The organism is Halopenitus persicus (genome assembly GCF_900107205.1).
GTDB classification, from domain to species: domain Archaea; phylum Halobacteriota; class Halobacteria; order Halobacteriales; family Haloferacaceae; genus Halopenitus; species Halopenitus persicus.
On the sequence record NZ_FNPC01000004.1, the window covers coordinates 374,685 to 391,510 of the forward strand.

Sequence of the window (16,826 nt, forward strand, 5' to 3'; positions counted from 1 at the left end):
GACGTTCAAACATGAGCACGAACGACACCACCGACGACGCCGACGGCATCGATACCGACGAAACGACCGAGTCCGCCGACCTCGACGCCGGAACGAGTTCGAAGTGCGGCGCGTCGAGCACGGACGCGACCGACGCCCCGGCTGCCGGCTCCGATCCCGGATCGACATCGAAGTGCGGCGCGTCGACCGCCGGATCGACGACGGATTCGGCCTCGACGACGGATTCGACCTCCACCGCAGACTCAGCCTCGACGTGCGGCGGGTCGACGACGGATTCGGCCTCGACGTGCGGCGGATCGAAGAGCGCAGCGACGAAACGGGAGGCGACCGACGAGAAGGTCGGCTCGACCGCCGACGACTTCGCAGCCGACCCCGGACGCCTCGTCGCGGTGGGGCTCGGTCCGGGCCAGCCGGACGGGATGACCGCGCGAGCACGCGCGGCCCTCTCGGCGGCCGACCACATCGTCGGCTACACGACCTACATCGAACTCCTTCCGGAGGAGGTTACCGAGTCGGCCGAGGAGCTGTACGACACGCCGATGTGCGGGGAGGTCTCGCGCACCGAGGAGGCGATCGACCGGGCGCTCGCCGGCAACGACGTCGCGATCATCGGCAGCGGCGACCCGAACGTCTACGCGCTCGCGGGACTGGCGCTGGAGATCCTCGAGTCGAAGGGCGCGACCGCCGAGGCGGTCGACTTCGAGGTCGTCCCCGGCGTGCCCGCGGCCCAGTCCTGCGGCGCCCGGCTCGGCGCGCCGCTGGTCAACGACACCGTCAGCGTCTCGCTGTCGGACCACCTGACGCCGATGGACGAGATCGAGTCGCGGCTCCACGCGGTCGCGCCCGAGGGGTTCACGATCGCGATCTACAACCCCTGGAGCCGGAAGCGGCGGGAGAACTTCGAGACGTGCTGTGAGATCCTGCTCGAGCACCGCGACCCGGAGACGCCGGTCGGGATCGTTCACGGCGCCGGTCGCGAGGACGAGCGCGCCGAGATCGTCGAGCTGGGCGATCTCGAGGAGCTCGGCGAGACCGACCTGATCGACATGACGACGACGATCCTGGTCGGCAACGCGGAGACGTACGTCTGGGACGACCGGATGGTGACCCCCCGCGGCTACGAGTCCAAGTATGACTACTGAGTCGACCCGGGGAGACGGGACCTACCGCGTCACCCTCGACCGGGACGCCTGCGACGGCGTCTTCGCCTGTCTCGTCCGTGATGACCGGTTCCGGGAGGCCGCGGACGGGCTGGCGACGATCGGGGAGGCGGCCGACGAGGGGGACGCGCTCGCGACGGACCGATCTGACGGCAGTGCCGTCCCCGCCGACGCGGACACGATCGTCGCCCGGTTCGCGGACGACCGGCTGGCGGACGCCGAGGCGGCCGCCGCGGCCTGTCCGGTGAACGCGATCGCGGTCGATGCGGCGACCGACCCCGCGGCCGATGCGACGGCCGACCCCGCGGTCGGTGCGACGACTGACCCCGCGGTCGATCCGGAGGCATCCCCCGATGAGTGACGCGGACCCGGCACACGAGACGGGGATCGAACCCGCCGCGGACCTGCTCGACGCGACCCCGGAAACGGCGTACTTCTGGGGCCGCGTCGCGGGCGACGGCGAGATGACGACCGACGGCGTGACGACCCGGGCCGGCGACGAAACGGCTGCGGCGGCCCTCGCGGCGGTCGCGGGGACGAGCCGGGTCGGGACGGACCACCGGGTCGAGTCCCGCGAGTCGGCGCACGACGCCTCGATCGTCCGGTTCGAGGACGAGTACGAGCTCCAGGTGATCGGCGCGCCGGCCGAGCGCGCGAGCGCGGCCTTCGGCCTGCCCATCGACGGCCAGCCGGGGGGCTACCGGTTCGACGCGTTCCGCGAGCACCGCCCGCAGCTGCTCCGCGGGCTGCTCGAGTCCTGCGGGACGGTGTGCTTTCGGGAATCCTCGGCGTCCGTCGGCGTCTCGTTCGTGCACGAGGACCGCGCGCTGCTCGAGACGGTCCGATCGCAGCTGTCGGCGGCCACGCCCCACGTCCCGACCGACGACATCGCGGAGACGTCCTCGGGCGGCTACTGGTTCGGACTGGCCGACGCCGCCGACGTCGCCGGGTTCGCCGAGTGGGTCTACGCCGGCAGCGACGCCTCCGGGCTCCATTCGGCCGACCGGCGGGCGAAGCTCCGCCGGAGCGTCGAGCGCGCGACCGGCGCCGACGTGGGCACGCTGGACGACGTGGGCACGCTGGACGACGTGGGCACGCAGGAGGGTGAGTGATGGCCGGAGCCGAATCGCCGGTGACGGGGGATGCCGTCCCGACCGCGCTCGACGACGAGGCGGTGCTGTTGGTCGGCCATGGGTCGCGCCGGGAGCGGTCGAACGAGCAGGTCCGCGAGCTGGCGGCCGGGCTGGAGCGGCGGCTCGGGATCCCGGTCGACGCCGGCTTCATCGAGCTGGCGTCGCCGTCGATCGACGAGGCGATCGCCGGGCTCGCGGGCTCCGTCTCGCGGATCACCGTCGTGCAGCTGTCGCTGTTCGCCGCGAGCCACGTGAAGGCCGACGTGCCGCTGGCGGTCCGGGAGGCCCGGTCGACACACCCCGACATCGCGATCCACAACGGCTCGCATCTGGGCATCCACCCGGCCATCGTCGACCTGCTCGACGACCGGGCGGCGGCGGTCGAGGCCGAGCTGGGCGTCGACCGGGCGGCGGACGAGGTCGCGGTCGTCGTCTGTGCCCGGGGGTCCAGCGACCCGGACGCGAACGGCGACGTCCACAAGCTCGCCCGGCTGCTCCGGGAGGGGCGCGCGTTCGACCGCGTCGCGGCGTCGTTCATCGGCGTGACCGAGCCGCGGCTCGCGGAGACGCTCCACCGGGTCGCCACTGAACGTTCGGACGCCGTGGTCGTGCTGCCGTACATGCTCGGCGACGGCGTCCTGACCGAGCGGATCCGCGAGGGGGCCACGACCTTCGATTCGGAGTACCCCTACGTCGACGCCGCGGCGGGGGACCCGCTCGGGACCGACGACCGGCTGCTTGACGTGCTCGGCGACCGCTGGCAGGCGGCCCGGACCGACAGCGTCGAGATGTCCTGTGACACCTGCAAGTACAAGGTGGAGCTGGACGGCTACGAGGAGGACGTCGGCGGCGCCCGGGCGATGCTGCGGGCGATGACCCACCACGACTCCCACGCGGACCGGGACGACGTGGACGCGGAGCCGCATACGCACGACGCGCCCGCACACCACGTCGCGGTCTGTACGAACCGCACGTGCGCGGCGGACGGCTCCGCGGCGGTCCTCGAGCGTCTGCGACAGGTGGCCCGCGACTCGGACGCCTGCGAGGCGCGCATCACGCGGTCGTCCTGTCTCGGTCGCTGCGGCGACGGTCCGATGGTCGCCGTCTATCCGGACGGCGTCTGGTACGGCGACGTCGCGGAGGCCGACGCCGAGCGGATCGTCTCGTCACATCTCGACCGGGGGCGGATCGTCTCCGATCTCGTCGACGTCACGCTGTGACGACTGCCCAACGACCACGCAACGACGTAACGACCACGCAACGACCCACCAACCGACCCTGACCACCAACACCATCCACTCATGAGCTGCCACGAACTCGAAGCGCTCCGACTCGCGTTGTTGAACGTCCTCGGAACCGGGGACCGAGCCGCCCGCGAACACGCCGAGGCCGAACTCGAGGGGCATCTCGAGGGACCGATCGAGGCCCTCGCGAACGCCGAGACGCTCGACGCCATCGAGCGCCACCTCGACGCCGCGCTCGTCGACCTGGAGGCCGAGGTCGCCGCGACCGACTCGGACGACCCCGAGTACGACTACCTCCGCGGCCGGCTGGTCGCGGTCCGCGACGCCGAACGCGCGGTGCACCGGCTGACCGACCAGGGCGAGAGCGTGCTCGCGGGACTGGCCGACGCCCACGACGTGCTCCACGAGACGTTCCCGGCCGAGGAATAGGACGCCGGTCGGATTCCTCCGCGGAAAGGTAGGTTTTTGTGCCGATCGACCCCCGTACGAACGTGCCTGCCATCCACACGCTCTCCGCGACCCGTCTCGCGCGCGACATCCGAACCGGCGACCGGTCGCCCGTCGACGTCGTCGACGCGGTGCTCGACCGCATCGCGGCGCGAAACGACCGGACGAACGCCTTCGTGACCGTCACCGACGAGTCCGCCCGCGAGGCCGCTCGGGAGGCCGAGCGGGCCGTCGAGCGCGGCGACGATCTCGGTCCCCTCCACGGCGTTCCGGTGGCGATCAAGGACCTCGACGACGTCGCCGGCGTCCGGACGACCTTCGGGTCGAAGCTGTTCGCGGACCACGTCGCCGAGGCCGACGACGAGTTCGTGCGCCGGCTCCGGGACGCCGGCGCCATCGTGGTCGGCAAGACGAACACGCCGGAGTTCGGGCTGGGTTGTACCACGGACAACCGCGTCGTCGGGCCGACCGGCACGCCGTTCGATCCCGACCGGATCGCGGGCGGGTCCTCGGGCGGCGCCGGGGCCGCGCTCGGCGACCGGCTCGTTCCGATCGCGCAGGGGTCGGACACCGGCGGCTCGATCCGGACGCCGGCGTCCTGTTGTCACGTGTTCGGACTCAAGCCGTCGTTCGGACGCGTGCCCCGCGTGGACCGTCCCAACGCCTTCGCGGACCACACGCCCTTCTCCCATACCGGGCCGATGGCCCGGACGGTCGCGGACGCGGCGCTGATGCTGCAGGTGATGGCGGGACCGGACCCGGGCGACCCGTTCAGCCTCCCCGCCGACGGGACGGACTACCTGGCGGCGACCGAGCGTCCCGTGGACGACCTCCGCGTCGCGTACAGCCCCGACCTGGGCACGTATCCCGTCGAGCCGACGGTTCGGGGGATCGTCGACGACGCCGTCGGCGCCCTCGACGACGCGGGTGCCACGGTCGAGCGAGCGGATCCGGACTTCGGGTACGACCGCTCGGCGATCCTCGAGGCGTACTACACGATGGCGAAGGTCCTCTGGGAGTCGCTGTTCGACGGTCTCGAGCGCGACCACGGGCTCGACCCGCGCGGGGCGGACCGCGACCGACTTCGCCCGGTCACCGTCGAGACGATCCTCGAGGCGTCGGACGTCTCCACCCGGGAGTACGAACGGGCCCAGGTCGTTCGGACCGGCGTCTACGACGGCGTCGTCGACCTGCTGCGGGAGTACGACCTCCTCGTGACGCCGACGCTGGGCGTCGCCCCGTTCGAACACGGCGAGCACCCCGAGACGGTCGACGGGGAACCGGTCGACCGGCTGCGCGGCTGGCTCCTCACGCAGCCGTTCAACTTCACGGGCCACCCCGTTGGGGCGGTCCCCGCCGGCCTCACCGACGACGGGCTCCCGGTCGGGATGCAGGTCGTGGGGCGCCGCCACGCCGACGACGTCGTGCTGGCGGCCGGCGCCGCGGTCGAGCGGGAGCGACCCTGGCACGACGCGTACCCGGCGTGATCTTTTATATACTCCTCCCTGAATTTATAAGCGGACGTTTATAAGAAGCCGTTTATAAGTAGCCGTTTATAAGAGGCCTTTCTAAGTGGTTTTGGACCATCCCCGGCTCTTCCGGTCGGCGGAGCGGCCGGGAAGCGGCTCATTGTCAGTCGGTGACACCGTTCAATAGCGAACCGGCAACGTCTAGGCTATGTGATTATAAACCCCATCCAACCGAGTCCGTCTCCCGGAATCGGCCGGGGGAGACCACCTGCAACCCATGACATCATCCACGGCATCCCTCGAGTCGGCCCGCGTGGTGGTCGTCGGCGACGCCGCAGCGCTCGACGAGTACGCCGACGCGCTCGCGGCAGCGGACGCCGACGTGCAGCGATCCGACACCGCGGCTGCAGCGCTCGAGGCCGTCCGGTCGGAGCCGGTCGACTGTCTCGTCAGCGGGGTCGATCTTCCGAACGCGACGGCGGTCGAGCTTCTCGCGGACGTTCGGGCGGAGTCATCGACGCTGCCCGTGATCGTCGCCGCCGCCGACGGCGACGAGGCGGTCGCGAGCGAGCTGATCGGCGCCGGCGTCACGGACTACATCGCGCTCTCCGAACCGGTCGAACGATCCCACGAGACGGTGGTGAAGCGCACCGAACGCGCCGTCACGACGGCGCGACGGACCGAGACGCGCCGCGAGCGGTCCCGGCGGTTCGACGCCGTTTTCGAGGACACGCGCACCGCGACGTGGGTGCTGGCCGCCGACGGACGCCTCGAGCGCGCCAACCGAACGGCGCGGGACCTGGTCGCCGCCGACGTCGACCCGCTCGTCGGCGAGCCGTTCTGGACGCTCCCCTGGTGGTCGGCCGCCGAGGGGACGATGGCCGACGTCCGGCGGCTCGTCGAGACCGCCCGCGAGGGGTCGTTCGGCAACGCGGTCGTCTCGCGGTCGGCGTCGCTCGCGGATCCGGACGTCATCGACCTGTCCGTCCGCCCCGTTCGGGACGACCGCGGGACCGTCACCTCGATCGTCGTCGAGGGGGTCGACGTCACCGACCGCGTCGCGCTCGAGCGCGACCTCCGCCGGTCGGAGGAGCTCCACCGCGTCACGCTCAACAACATGACCGACACCGTCCTCATCACGAACGAGGCGGGCGAGTACACCTACGTCTGTCCGAACGTCCACTTCATCTTCGGGTACACGGCCGCGGAGATCGAGGAGCTGGGGACGATCGACGACCTCCTCGGCGCTGACCTCTTCGACCGCGAGGAGCTGGCCGAGACGGGCGTCCTCAAGAACATCGAGTGCACCGCGACCGACAAGGCGGGCCGGGAGCACACCCTGTTGGTCAACGTCCGCGAGGTCGAGATCCAGGACGGAACGCTGCTGTACAGCTGCCGGGACGTCACGAAGCGGAAACAGCGCGAGGAGGCGCTGGCGACGCTCCAGGAGACCGCGCGTGATTTCCTCTACGCGGAGACCCACGAGGAGATCGCGAGCCACGTCGTCGACGACACGCCGGGCGTGCTCGATCTGGACGCGAGCGCGGTCTCCCTGTTCGACGCCGACGCCACCGAGCTCCGGCCGGCCGCGCGCTCGGCCCGGATGCGGGCGGTACACGGACCGCTTCCGGCAGTCAACGCCGACGGGACGACGCTGGCTGGCCACAGCTTCGTCGCGGACGAGCCCCTGTTCCTGGACGACGTCCACGAGGACGACCGGCTCGCGAATCCCGCAACTGACCTCCGCAGCGTCGCGTACATCCCCCTCGGCGACCACGGCGTCTTTATGGCGGGGTCCACGGCGGTCGGCGCCTTCGACGACGTCACGCGGGAACTCGCGGACCTGCTCGCCGCGACCGCCGAGGCGGCGCTCGACCGGGTTTCCCGCGAGTCCCGGCTCCGCGAACAGGACCGAACGCTCCAGCGCCGCAACGAGGAGCTGACCGAGCTGAACCGGGTCAACGAGACGATCCGGGCGATCGACCGCGCGGTCGTCCGGGCGGAGACGGGGGAGGAGATCGACCACTCGGTCTGTGAACTCCTCGGCGCCGACGACCGGTTCCGGTTCGCGTGGATCGGCACGGTCGACCGGCGGAGCGGGACCGTCGAGCCACGCGCCTGGGCGGGTGAGGAGCACGGCTATCTCGACGCGCGACCGTTCACGGTCGGGAACGAGGGCGGCGACCCCGCCGGCCGGACGGCGGCGACCGGGGAGACGACGGTCGTCGAGAACGTCGCCGACGGGCTCCGCGAGGAGTCCTGGCGCACGGACGCCCTCTCCAGGGAGTACCTCTCGGCGGTGAGCATCCCGCTCGTGTACAACGACCTCTCGCACGGGGTGCTCACGGTCTACGCGACGACTCGCGATGCCTTCGACGAGACGACGCGGGCGGTCCTCGACGAGCTGGGGGAGACGATCGCCGCCGGGCTCAGCGCCAACGAGCGCAAGAAGGCGCTGCTCACGACCTCGATGACCCGCGTCGAGTTCGCGGTCGACGACCCGACGTTCGTCCTCTCCCGGCTCGCCCGCCGGGCCGACTGCACGATCGCCTACCACGGCGGCGTTCGACAGACGGACGAGGGGCGGTACGTGTTCGTCACCGTCGAGGACGCGTCCATCGACGCGGTGGCGGACGCAGCCGCCGATCTCGTCGCGATCGACGAGGTCCGGCGGATCAGCGCGAACGGATCGGGCGGCGACGCCGGAACCGACGGCGACGCCGCGGGCGGGGGCGACGGGAACGCCTCCGGCAGCGGCGGCAACGCCTCCGGCAGCGACGGCGACGCTCCCGGGGACGGCGGCGTGTTGCGGCTCCGGCTCACCCGACCGTTCCTCGCGCTGGAGCTGGCCGACCACGGCGCCGTTTTCCGGGAGGCGACCGCCGACCCCGGCGGGGCCACGCTCGTCGTCGAGGTTCCCGACGGGATCGACCTCCGGAAGGTCACGGAGCTGGTCCGCGAGACCTTCTCGGACGTCGAACTCCGGTCGAAGCGGACCCTGGATCGGGCGCCCGACCACGACCGGTCCGCGCGGGTCCTCGCGGACGTGACCGACCGCCAGCTGGAGGTCGTCCGGACGGCCTACTACAGTGGCTTCTTCGAGTCGCCGCGGGACCACACCGGCGAGGAGGTCGCGGACACGCTGGACATCTCCCCGCCCGCGTTCTACCGACACGTCCGGACGGTCCAGCGGAAGGTGTTCGGCGCGCTCTTCGAGGACGGGGGCGTCCCCATTGCCGTTCGGGAGTGAGCCGTCCCGACGTGAACTGGTCGGGTGGACCGTCCCGGCGTGAGCCGGCCGGGAGCGAGCCGATCCCGGCCGGCCGATCACGAGGTGGTTTAATAACGAACCCCTATCGAGAAACGACGTTCTGTGGTTAACGATCACCCATTCCCTTATACGCCTATTATCCCCTGATAGAGCGCGCCGCGGGACGGCGCTCACGAACCCATGAAGGACGCAACCCTCTCTACCGACGACCGAACGCAGTACGAATGCTTCCGGTGCGGCACCACCGTGGTGGCCGCCGAACCGCCAGGCGAGTGCACCGAGTGTGGCGGCGAGCTTCGCAACCGCGGCACACCCATCGAATAATGGCGGCGGAATCGGAACCGGAGCGCGGCGTCGACGTCGACTCCGGTGCCGACGCCGCCGTGGATGCCGACGTCGACGCCGACGCCCCTGCCGACGCCGCCGCGGACGTCGACGTCGACGCGGAGCCCGAATCCGCCCTCGAGACGGCGCGCCGCCAGCTGCACCGCGCGGCCGACCGGATCGACATCGACCCGAACATCGTCGAGCGACTCGCCCACCCCAAGGCGGTCCACGAGGTGACCGTCCCGGTCGAGCGCGACGACGGAACCGTCGAGGTCTTCACCGGCTACCGCGCCCACCACGACGGCGTTCGCGGGCCGTATAAGGGCGGGCTGCGGTACCACCCGGAGGTCACCCGCGACGAGTGCGTCGGGCTCGGGATGTGGATGACCTGGAAGTGCGCCGTGATGGACCTCCCCTTCGGGGGCGCGAAGGGCGGCGTCGCGGTGAACCCCAAGGACTTGAGCGAGGGCGAAACGGAGCGATTGACCCGCCGGTTCGCCGAGGAGATCCGTGACTCGATCGGACCGACCGTCGACATTCCGGCCCCCGATATGGGGACCGACCCGCAGACGATGGCGTGGCTGATGGACGCCTACTCGATGCAGGAGGGCGAGACCGTTCCCGGCGTCGTCACGGGCAAGCCGCCCGTGATCGGCGGGAGCGAGGGCCGCGCCGAGGCCCCCGGACGAAGCGTCGCCATCATCGCGCGGGAGGCGATCGACTATCACGGGATGGCCATCCGCGAGACCGACGTCGCGATCCAGGGCTACGGGAGCGTCGGGTCGAACGCGGCCCGGCTGCTCGACGACTGGGGCGCCAACGTGGTCGCCGTCAGCGACGTCAACGGCGGCGTCCACGACGTCAACGGGCTCGACACGCACGCCATCCCCTCACACGACGAGGAGCCCGAAGCCGTGCTGAACCAGCCGGCGCCGGAGACGGTCTCCAACGCGGAGCTGCTCGAGCTGGACGTCGACGTCCTGATCCCGGCCGCGATCGGGAACGTCATCACCGCCGAGAACGCCGACCGGATCCGGGCGGATCTGGTCGTCGAGGGCGCCAACGGCCCCACCACGAGCGCCGCCGACCGGATCATCGCGGACCGGGGGATCCCGGTTGTCCCCGACATCCTCGCGAACGCCGGCGGCGTCACCGTCTCCTACTTCGAGTGGCTTCAGGACATCAACCGCCGGTCGTGGTCGCTCGAACGCGTCCGCGAGGAGCTCGAGTCGGAGATGCTCGACGCCTGGGATGCCGTCCGGCGCGAGCGCGAGGCGCGCGCGGTCACCTGGCGGGACGCCGCCTACGTGGTCGCGCTCTCCCGGGTCGCCGAGGCCCACGACGCACGCGGGCTCTGGCCCTAACCGGGAGTATGTCGCCGAAATAATCCGACCGACACCTCCGTATCCCCGCCGCCCGAACACCCTGCCGATGACCGACCGGACAACTCGCTCAAAGTGGGAGGAGCGGTTCCGCGAGGAGTCGTACCCCGCGGATCCCGACCCCTCCCCGGTGTTGCGCCGATACCTGTCCGCGGCGCCCGACGGGCGGGCCCTCGACGTCGCCACCGGCACCGGCCGCAACGCGCTCGCCCTCGCCGAGGCGGGCTACGCCGTCGACGCGGTCGACCTGGCGCGGGCCGGCCTCGAGACCGCCCGCGGGAACGCGGTCGACCGGGGCGTGAACGACCGGATCAACTGGATACAGGGCGACCTGTCGACGTACGGGCTGCCGGACGAGCGGTACGCCCTGGTCACGGTGAGCTTCTTCCGGTGTCTCGACCGCTTCGCGGACCTGACCGAGGCGATCGCCCCCGGCGGCTACCTCTTCGTGGAGCACCACCTGCGGTCGACCGATCCGACGCCGGGCGGTTCGAGCGACCCGCGCTACCGGTTGGCCGCCAACGAGCTGCTCCGGGCGTCGCTGGGGCTGACGATCCTGCATTACGACGAGGGAACGGAGCGACCGCCGGACGGGAAGTCGCGTGCGACCGCCCGCGTGGTCGCGCGGAAGTCGACCGGCTCGCGGCAGTCGTATCCGTCACGACGGGCCGGCTTCGGGGGCGAGGACGTGGACCGATGAGACCGTCCGGCGAACACGTTCCCCCGGAACGGTATCGGCGACGGCCACGAAGGCAGGACCGATACATCCCGTGACCGGACGCTCGAGCGGCTTGCGTCGGTGGACCCGCCGGTTCGTCCTCGCGAGCGCCGGCTCGTTCGTGGCGTTCCAGGCGCTCGCGCTCTCGGACGTCGAGCCGACGACCGCCGCCCTGGTCGGGGTGCTCGGGTTCGTCTGCCCGATGGTCTTCGGAATGGGCTACCTCCTGTTTCCGTCGTTCGTCGGCGAGACCCTCATCGACCGGCGGTTCGCGGGCGTCCACTTCGGCCTCGCGTACGCCGGCCTCGGACTGATCGCGGGCGGGCGGCTGTGGGGGCGGCCGGATGGCCCCGCGGCCCTCGCCGGCGTCGGCCTCTGGTCGCTCGGCGCGGTCGTCTTCCTCGCCGCCATCTCGGCGACGGTCGTCATCGCCATCCGCGGGTCGCCGGAGAGCGCCAGGCGGGTGCTGGCCGGCGGCGACCGGTCGGCACGCGTCGCGACCGCGACGCTTCCGGTCGCCGTCGCGTTCCTCCTCCTCGGCAGCGGCGCCCTCGTCGCCGGACCGCTCCCTCGGGCCGTACACCTCCTCGCGATCGGGTTCGGCGCGCTTCCGGTGTACGCGGTCGGGATCCGGCTGCTGCCCGGCTTCTTCCGCGTCGCGGTCCCCGCCCCGCTCGGCGCGGTCGTTCTCCCCGCGGGCGTCGTCGCGCCCGCCCTCCTCGGGGCGGCGCGCTGGGTCGCCCCCTGGTTCGGCCTCGGCGCTGCGGCCGCCGTGATCGCGATGGTCGGCTACCTCGCGATCGTGGCGGTCGTCATCGGCCGGGCCGACCGGCGTCGCGTCGGCGCGTTCGGCGTCCTCCTCGGCGCGGTCGCGGGGGTTGCGGCGATCCTCGCAGCGGCGACGGTCGCGTTCGGCGCGCCGTTCGGGATCGGCGGCGGAACCGTCCTCGCGGTCCACCGCGCGCTCGTGCTCGGCGGCTTCTTCCCGCTGACGATCGTCGGCTACGCCTTCCTGTTCTTCCCGGTCGCGTCCGGTCGAGTTCCGGGGGCAAGCACTCGGACCGCCCGCGCGACCGTCGCGCTCCTCGCCGCGGGCGCCGGGTGTCAGGCGATCGGACTCCTCCTCGTCGCGGTTCCGATTCGGCACCTCGGCGGCGTCCTCTCGATCCTCGGCGGATTCGGATACGCGTTCCTGCTCGGCGCTCGGTTCCTGCAGGACTGAGTTCGACTTCCGTTCCGCCCCGGTTCCGCCTCAGCTCCGGTCCACCTCAGTTCCGTTCGGTCTCAGTCCCGGTCGGTCCCAGCTCCGGTCCGCCTCAGTTCCGGTCGGTCCCGGTCCGGGTCCGGTTCTCGTCGTTCCCCTGCGCACCGAACTCCCGGGCGAGCAGTTCGGGCACGTCCGCGGCCGCCACGTCCGCGTACCACCGTCCGCGCGGATGGATCGCGACCGCCGCTCCATCCGAACTGCAGAGCCCGAGACAGCTCGTCTCGGCCACGTAGACGCCCGACCAGAACAGATCCCGCTCGCGGAGCCACGTCCGGACCGCGTCCAGGACCGCCTCGCCGCCCGCGCCGGCACAGCAGGCGTACTCCGAATCCCGGTCGTGCGTACAGACCAGCACGTGGTCCGTGAAGCCGCGATCGCGGACCGCGTCGGTCCGGTCGCGCATCAGTCCGCGCTCCGGGAGTGGTTCGACCCGGCGTCGAGGTCGTCCGCGACGCCGACCGCGTCCATCGGCCGGTCGTTCCGGGGGTGCCGGCGTCGCAGCCAGGCGTGCGCGCCGGCCAGCGTCGCCCACAGCAGGAGCTGTCCGAAGACCGTCATTCCGACGAGTCCGGTCGAGAGCGTCGTGGGGAGCGTGCTTTCGGCCGAGGCGGTCGGGGCGAGGAACGCCGCGACGCCGAGGAGGCCGAACGGCGCCAGCGCGCCGGCCGCGGCGAGCGCCGTCGATCGACGATCGTCGCCAGCGTCGTCGGCTCCGTCGGCACCATCGACGCCGCTTTCGTCGTGACGAAGCCGGTCGAAGGCCCACAGCGCCGTCAATCCGCAGGCCGCGCCGAGGACCATCATCCCGCCGTAGAGTTCGAGGCGCGTCCCGACCGGGAGGGACGACGCGACGCCGGGCGGCCGCGGCGGCAGGACGAGCCAGGGTGCGCCGGAGACGGCGATGAACCCCAGCCCGGCCAGGACGGCCTGGCGAACCCCCGATCCCGGCGTGCCCGGAAGCAGCGGCTCGAGCAGGTAGAATCCGGCTCCGAAGACGACGGCTCCCAGAAGCACCCCCCAGAGCACGCTCGAGGCGACGCTCACGACGGTGGTGACCGTTCCGGAAACGCCGTCCTCGTGGGCGTGGCCCTCGTCGCCGGCGTGTCCGCCGGATTCGTGGGAGTGACCGTCGTCGCCGGCGTGCTCGTGTGCGTGACCGCCCTCAACCCCGCCATCGGTCGCCTCGATCGCGGCGTCGCCGTGCCCGAGTTCGTCGGCGAACGCGACCGTCGGCGCGGCGACGACGGCGACGAAGAGCCCGAAGACGAGCCCGGCGACGGCGCCCGCCTTCACGCCGCGGATCAGGTACTCGGCGAGCATCCTCAGTGGCAGGTGACGCCGGCGGCGTGTCGGAAGTGGTGCAGCGAGTCGTGGAGCATCGGTTCCTGCACGAACAGCAGCGCGAACCCGAGCGCGGCGACGATCGCGACCGCGGCGAGCGCCCGCGTCGGCGTCACCTCGCTGCGCGCGTGCTCGAGCCGTCCGTGAACGGTGTTCCTCGCGCCCCCGGCCGGGGTCGTCGGTGCGGCGTCGGTCGTGACGTCCGTCGCGGTCGTCATTGTAAATACAACTTGTACAAGATAAAGTAAAGTTGTAAAACTTTCGGGTGGACGCGGACGCGCCGGCGGGCGGATGGGGAACCGGCCGAGAGACGTCCGTGCGACGCGGAACGTGGTTCCTCCTCGACGGCGCTTTCCTCCTCAACAGCGTTCGTCGTTGACGAGACGTGCCGAGGAGCTACTGCCCCCGCCCACGACGGACTATATAAATGCCGCCGACCGGCGGTCCTCATCACTTATAAACACGGATTCACCACCTCGCTATTCCTTATAAACGTCCGCGACGGTCCCGTCGATCCGCTCCGCCGACAGCGCCGACAGCGGCACTCGTTCGCCGCCGGTCGCCTCGAGGAGGGGACCGATGAGACTCGACCGGTCCCGGTTCGACCGACGGTCCTTGCCGGCGTCCCCGTGCTCGGCATCAGAGCCCGCCTCGACGACCACCACGTGTGCGCCCGTCTCGGCGAGTTCGCGGGCCGCCGCGCGCGTCTCCGCGCTCGGGCTCCCGTCGGCGACGTTCGCGCGCCCGTCGGTGACGACGACGACGACGCCGGCCGCGGGGTCGGCCCGCCGGACGACCGTCGCCGCGGTTCGGAGCCCGGCGGGCAGCGGCGTCCGGTCGCCCGTCGGGAGATCCTTTAAATGGCGGGCCGCCACCCCGACGTCGTCGGTCGGCGGGAGCAACACGTCGGCGTCCGTGCCGGCGAACGCGACGAACGCCACCTCCTCGCGGCCCTCGTAGGCGTCCCGCAACAGCTCCAGCACGACGCCCTTGGCCGCGCGCATCGCCGGCCGCATCGAGGCGCTGGCGTCGACGGCGAAGGTCACGAGCACGTCCGCGTCCCCGCGCCGCACCGACCGCCGGAGGTCGCGGGACTCGATCGACGTCGACCCCCGTCGCGTCGCCGCCCGGAGGGACGCCCCGACGTCGACGTCCGCGCTCGCCGCGGTCGCGTCCGCGGGCTCCGACCGGACTCGCGGGCCGGCGACGTCGCCGTTCGTCGTCGGGGGCGTCGTCGGTCCGGATCCGGACCCGGCGCTCGGGTCGGGGTCGGAACCTCCGGCGTCTCCGGAATCCGGGAGCGAGATGTCGGGCGCACGCCCCCGACCGATCGCCGCGCGCGACTGGCCGGGCACGATCGGGGATCGCTCCTCCCGCTCCCCGTCGCTCTCGGCTCCGTCGTTCGCCTCGTCCACGCTCCCCTCGTCCACGCTCCCCTCGTCCGAATCGCCCTCGGCGTCGCCGTGCTCGCCGTCCGATTCCGGCTCGCCGCCTGCGTGCTCCCCGCCCGATGCCGACCCGCCGCTGCGGCTGGTGTCGTCCGGAGCGTCGGCCGCCCCGCGGTCGGCAGCATCGGGACCGTCATCGTCCTCGTCGGTCGACTCGTGGTCGGCGTCCCCCTGCTCGGCGCCCGGTCCCTCTCCCTCGTCGTTCCGACTCGCTTCGCCCTCGCTGGCCCGTTCGTCTCCCTCGCTGGCCCGTTCGTCTCCCTCGCTGGCCCGTTCGTCTCCCTCGCTGGCCCCCTCCTCTCCCTTGCCGGCCCGTTCGTCTCCCTCGCCGGCCTCTCCATCGTCCTCGCCGGTCTCTTCCCGTCCCTCACCGGTTTCCCGGCTCTCGTCGGTTTGCTCCGCGTCCTCCGGGGTCTCCTCATCGCCGTCGGCCTCGAAGTGGTCGTCGATGAGATCCTCCGGATCGGGGGCCGAGTCGAACGGATCCGACCGCAACCGGTGGGGAAGCGCGAACGTCGCGGCCTCGCGGACGTCCGACTCGAGCACGCGCCCGCGATCCGCCAGGGCGGCGAACGTGCGCGCGGCGCGGGCGGTCGCGATGTCGCCGCGGTGTCCCTCGACGCCGGCGTCGCGACACAGCTCGGCGATCTCCTCGCGGAACGACCGCGGCAGCGTGACGTCCGGGAGCCGGCGGCGGGCCCGTCGGAGGTGCCGGCGGGACGCGTCCGTGTCGACGTCGTTCGCGCCCGCGTTCCCGGTTTCGTCCGTGCCCGCGTTCCCGGTTTCGTCCGTGCCCGCGTTCCCGGTTTCGTCCGTGCCCGCGTTCTCCGTCCCCTCCTTGGTCGCCGCTCCGTCCCTCTCATCGCCCAGCGCGCGGTCGATGATCGCCACCCGGTCGTCGATCGAGTCGCAGCCCGTCACGGTCGTCTGCAGGGCGAAGCGGTCGCGCAGCTGCGGCCGGAGGTCGCCCTCCTCGGGGTTCATCGTTCCGACGAGGGTGAACGACGCCGGGTGGGCGACGCTCACGCCGTCGCGCTCGACCCGGTTGACGCCGCTCGCGGCGGCGTCCAACAGCGTGTCGACCAGGTGGTCGCCGAGGAGGTTCACCTCGTCGACGTAGAGGATCCCCCGGTTGGCCCGCGCGAGCACGCCGGGGTCGAACTCGTACTCCCCCGCGAGCGCGTCGGCCACCGAGAGCGTCCCGACCACGCGCTCGCGGGTCGCGCTCAACGGGAGCGTGACCACCGGCACCGCGCGCTCGGTCGTCGTGAGGTCCGCCCGCGGGCGCGAGCGACAGTCCGCACACTGCAGGCCGGGGTCGTCCGGCGGACAGCCGTACGGGCACCCCTCGACCACGGTCTGGCTCGGCAGCAGGTCGGCGAGGCCCCGCACCGCGGTGGACTTCGCCGTTCCCTTGGCGCCGCGTATCAGGAGCCCGTCGAGGTCGTCGTTCGCCGCGACGGCGAGCAGCCCGCGCTTGAGGGCCTCCTGGCCGACGATCTCGTCAAACGGGAGCGATCCGCGGCGATGGCTCCCGTGATCGCCCCCTCGATCGTGCGAAGCCTTTTTGTCCGCTCCTAATTCAATCACACTTGTCTTAGACACAAGGAGATTTAATA

At 71.9% G+C, this 16,826-nt stretch carries 15 protein-coding genes; 11 read left to right on the plus strand and 4 right to left on the minus strand.

Annotated elements, in window-relative coordinates:
• The first annotated feature begins 11 nt into the window (after positions 1-11).
• The 11 genes from cobJ (at position 12) to BLV25_RS09075 (ending at position 12,373) form a co-directional block, all read left to right on the plus strand.
• The gene (gene cobJ, locus BLV25_RS09030; protein WP_176819466.1) at positions 12-1,142 is read left to right on the plus strand and encodes a precorrin-3B C(17)-methyltransferase; all 1,131 of its coding nucleotides are present in this window, start codon (positions 12-14) and stop codon (positions 1,140-1,142) included.
• Positions 1,132-1,521, plus strand: a complete 390-nt coding sequence (locus BLV25_RS09035; protein ID WP_092732377.1) for a ferredoxin — start codon at positions 1,132-1,134, stop codon at positions 1,519-1,521. Before cobJ ends, BLV25_RS09035 begins: the two co-directional genes overlap by 11 nt.
• The gene (locus BLV25_RS09040; protein WP_092732379.1) at positions 1,514-2,272 is read left to right on the plus strand and encodes a cobalamin biosynthesis protein; all 759 of its coding nucleotides are present in this window, start codon (positions 1,514-1,516) and stop codon (positions 2,270-2,272) included. The genes BLV25_RS09035 and BLV25_RS09040 overlap by 8 nt, the downstream gene beginning before the upstream one ends.
• Positions 2,272-3,513, plus strand: coding sequence for a CbiX/SirB N-terminal domain-containing protein (locus tag BLV25_RS09045; RefSeq protein ID WP_092732382.1), 1,242 nt, complete (start codon positions 2,272-2,274; stop codon positions 3,511-3,513). Before BLV25_RS09040 ends, BLV25_RS09045 begins: the two co-directional genes overlap by 1 nt.
• Before the next feature lie 81 nt (positions 3,514-3,594).
• Positions 3,595-3,966, plus strand: a complete 372-nt coding sequence (locus tag BLV25_RS09050; protein WP_021073433.1) for a DUF3209 family protein — start codon at positions 3,595-3,597, stop codon at positions 3,964-3,966.
• A gap of 62 nt (positions 3,967-4,028) precedes the next feature.
• Positions 4,029-5,471, plus strand: a complete 1,443-nt coding sequence (locus BLV25_RS09055) for an amidase (RefSeq protein WP_092732521.1) — start codon at positions 4,029-4,031, stop codon at positions 5,469-5,471.
• A 259-nt stretch (positions 5,472-5,730) separates the two neighbouring features.
• Positions 5,731-8,703: a bacterio-opsin activator domain-containing protein gene (locus tag BLV25_RS09060; protein WP_092732385.1), complete on the plus strand. Its 2,973-nt coding sequence runs from the start codon at positions 5,731-5,733 to the stop codon at positions 8,701-8,703.
• Between the two features lie 201 nt (positions 8,704-8,904).
• A complete protein-coding gene (locus tag BLV25_RS16740; RefSeq protein WP_021073436.1) occupies positions 8,905-9,048 on the plus strand; it encodes a rubrerythrin-like domain-containing protein in 144 nt (47 codons plus the stop codon).
• On the plus strand, positions 9,048-10,415 hold the full coding sequence (gene gdhB, locus BLV25_RS09065; RefSeq protein WP_021073437.1) for a glutamate dehydrogenase GdhB: 1,368 nt from the start codon (positions 9,048-9,050) through the stop codon (positions 10,413-10,415). Before BLV25_RS16740 ends, gdhB begins: the two co-directional genes overlap by 1 nt.
• A 67-nt stretch (positions 10,416-10,482) precedes the next feature.
• Positions 10,483-11,133 (plus strand): class I SAM-dependent methyltransferase, encoded by a 651-nt coding sequence (locus BLV25_RS09070; protein ID WP_092732388.1) that lies wholly within the window; start codon positions 10,483-10,485, stop codon positions 11,131-11,133.
• A gap of 70 nt (positions 11,134-11,203) precedes the next feature.
• Positions 11,204-12,373 (plus strand): hypothetical protein, encoded by a 1,170-nt coding sequence (locus BLV25_RS09075; RefSeq protein ID WP_092732390.1) that lies wholly within the window; start codon positions 11,204-11,206, stop codon positions 12,371-12,373.
• A 94-nt stretch (positions 12,374-12,467) separates the two neighbouring features.
• Here BLV25_RS09075 and BLV25_RS09080 read toward each other — a convergent pair whose 3' ends face one another.
• From BLV25_RS09080 to BLV25_RS09095, 4 genes are all read right to left on the minus strand, one after another.
• Positions 12,468-12,821: a (2Fe-2S) ferredoxin domain-containing protein gene (locus tag BLV25_RS09080; protein ID WP_092732393.1), complete on the minus strand. Its 354-nt coding sequence runs from the start codon at positions 12,819-12,821 to the stop codon at positions 12,468-12,470.
• Positions 12,821-13,738: a CbtA family protein gene (locus BLV25_RS09085; protein WP_092732396.1), complete on the minus strand. Its 918-nt coding sequence runs from the start codon at positions 13,736-13,738 to the stop codon at positions 12,821-12,823. Before BLV25_RS09085 ends, BLV25_RS09080 begins: the two co-directional genes overlap by 1 nt.
• Positions 13,739-13,740: 2 nt before the next feature.
• Positions 13,741-13,977: a CbtB domain-containing protein gene (locus BLV25_RS09090; protein ID WP_021073443.1), complete on the minus strand. Its 237-nt coding sequence runs from the start codon at positions 13,975-13,977 to the stop codon at positions 13,741-13,743.
• Between the two features lie 261 nt (positions 13,978-14,238).
• Positions 14,239-16,797, minus strand: a complete 2,559-nt coding sequence (locus BLV25_RS09095; RefSeq protein ID WP_092732399.1) for a VWA domain-containing protein — start codon at positions 16,795-16,797, stop codon at positions 14,239-14,241.
• Positions 16,798-16,826 lie beyond the last annotated feature (29 nt).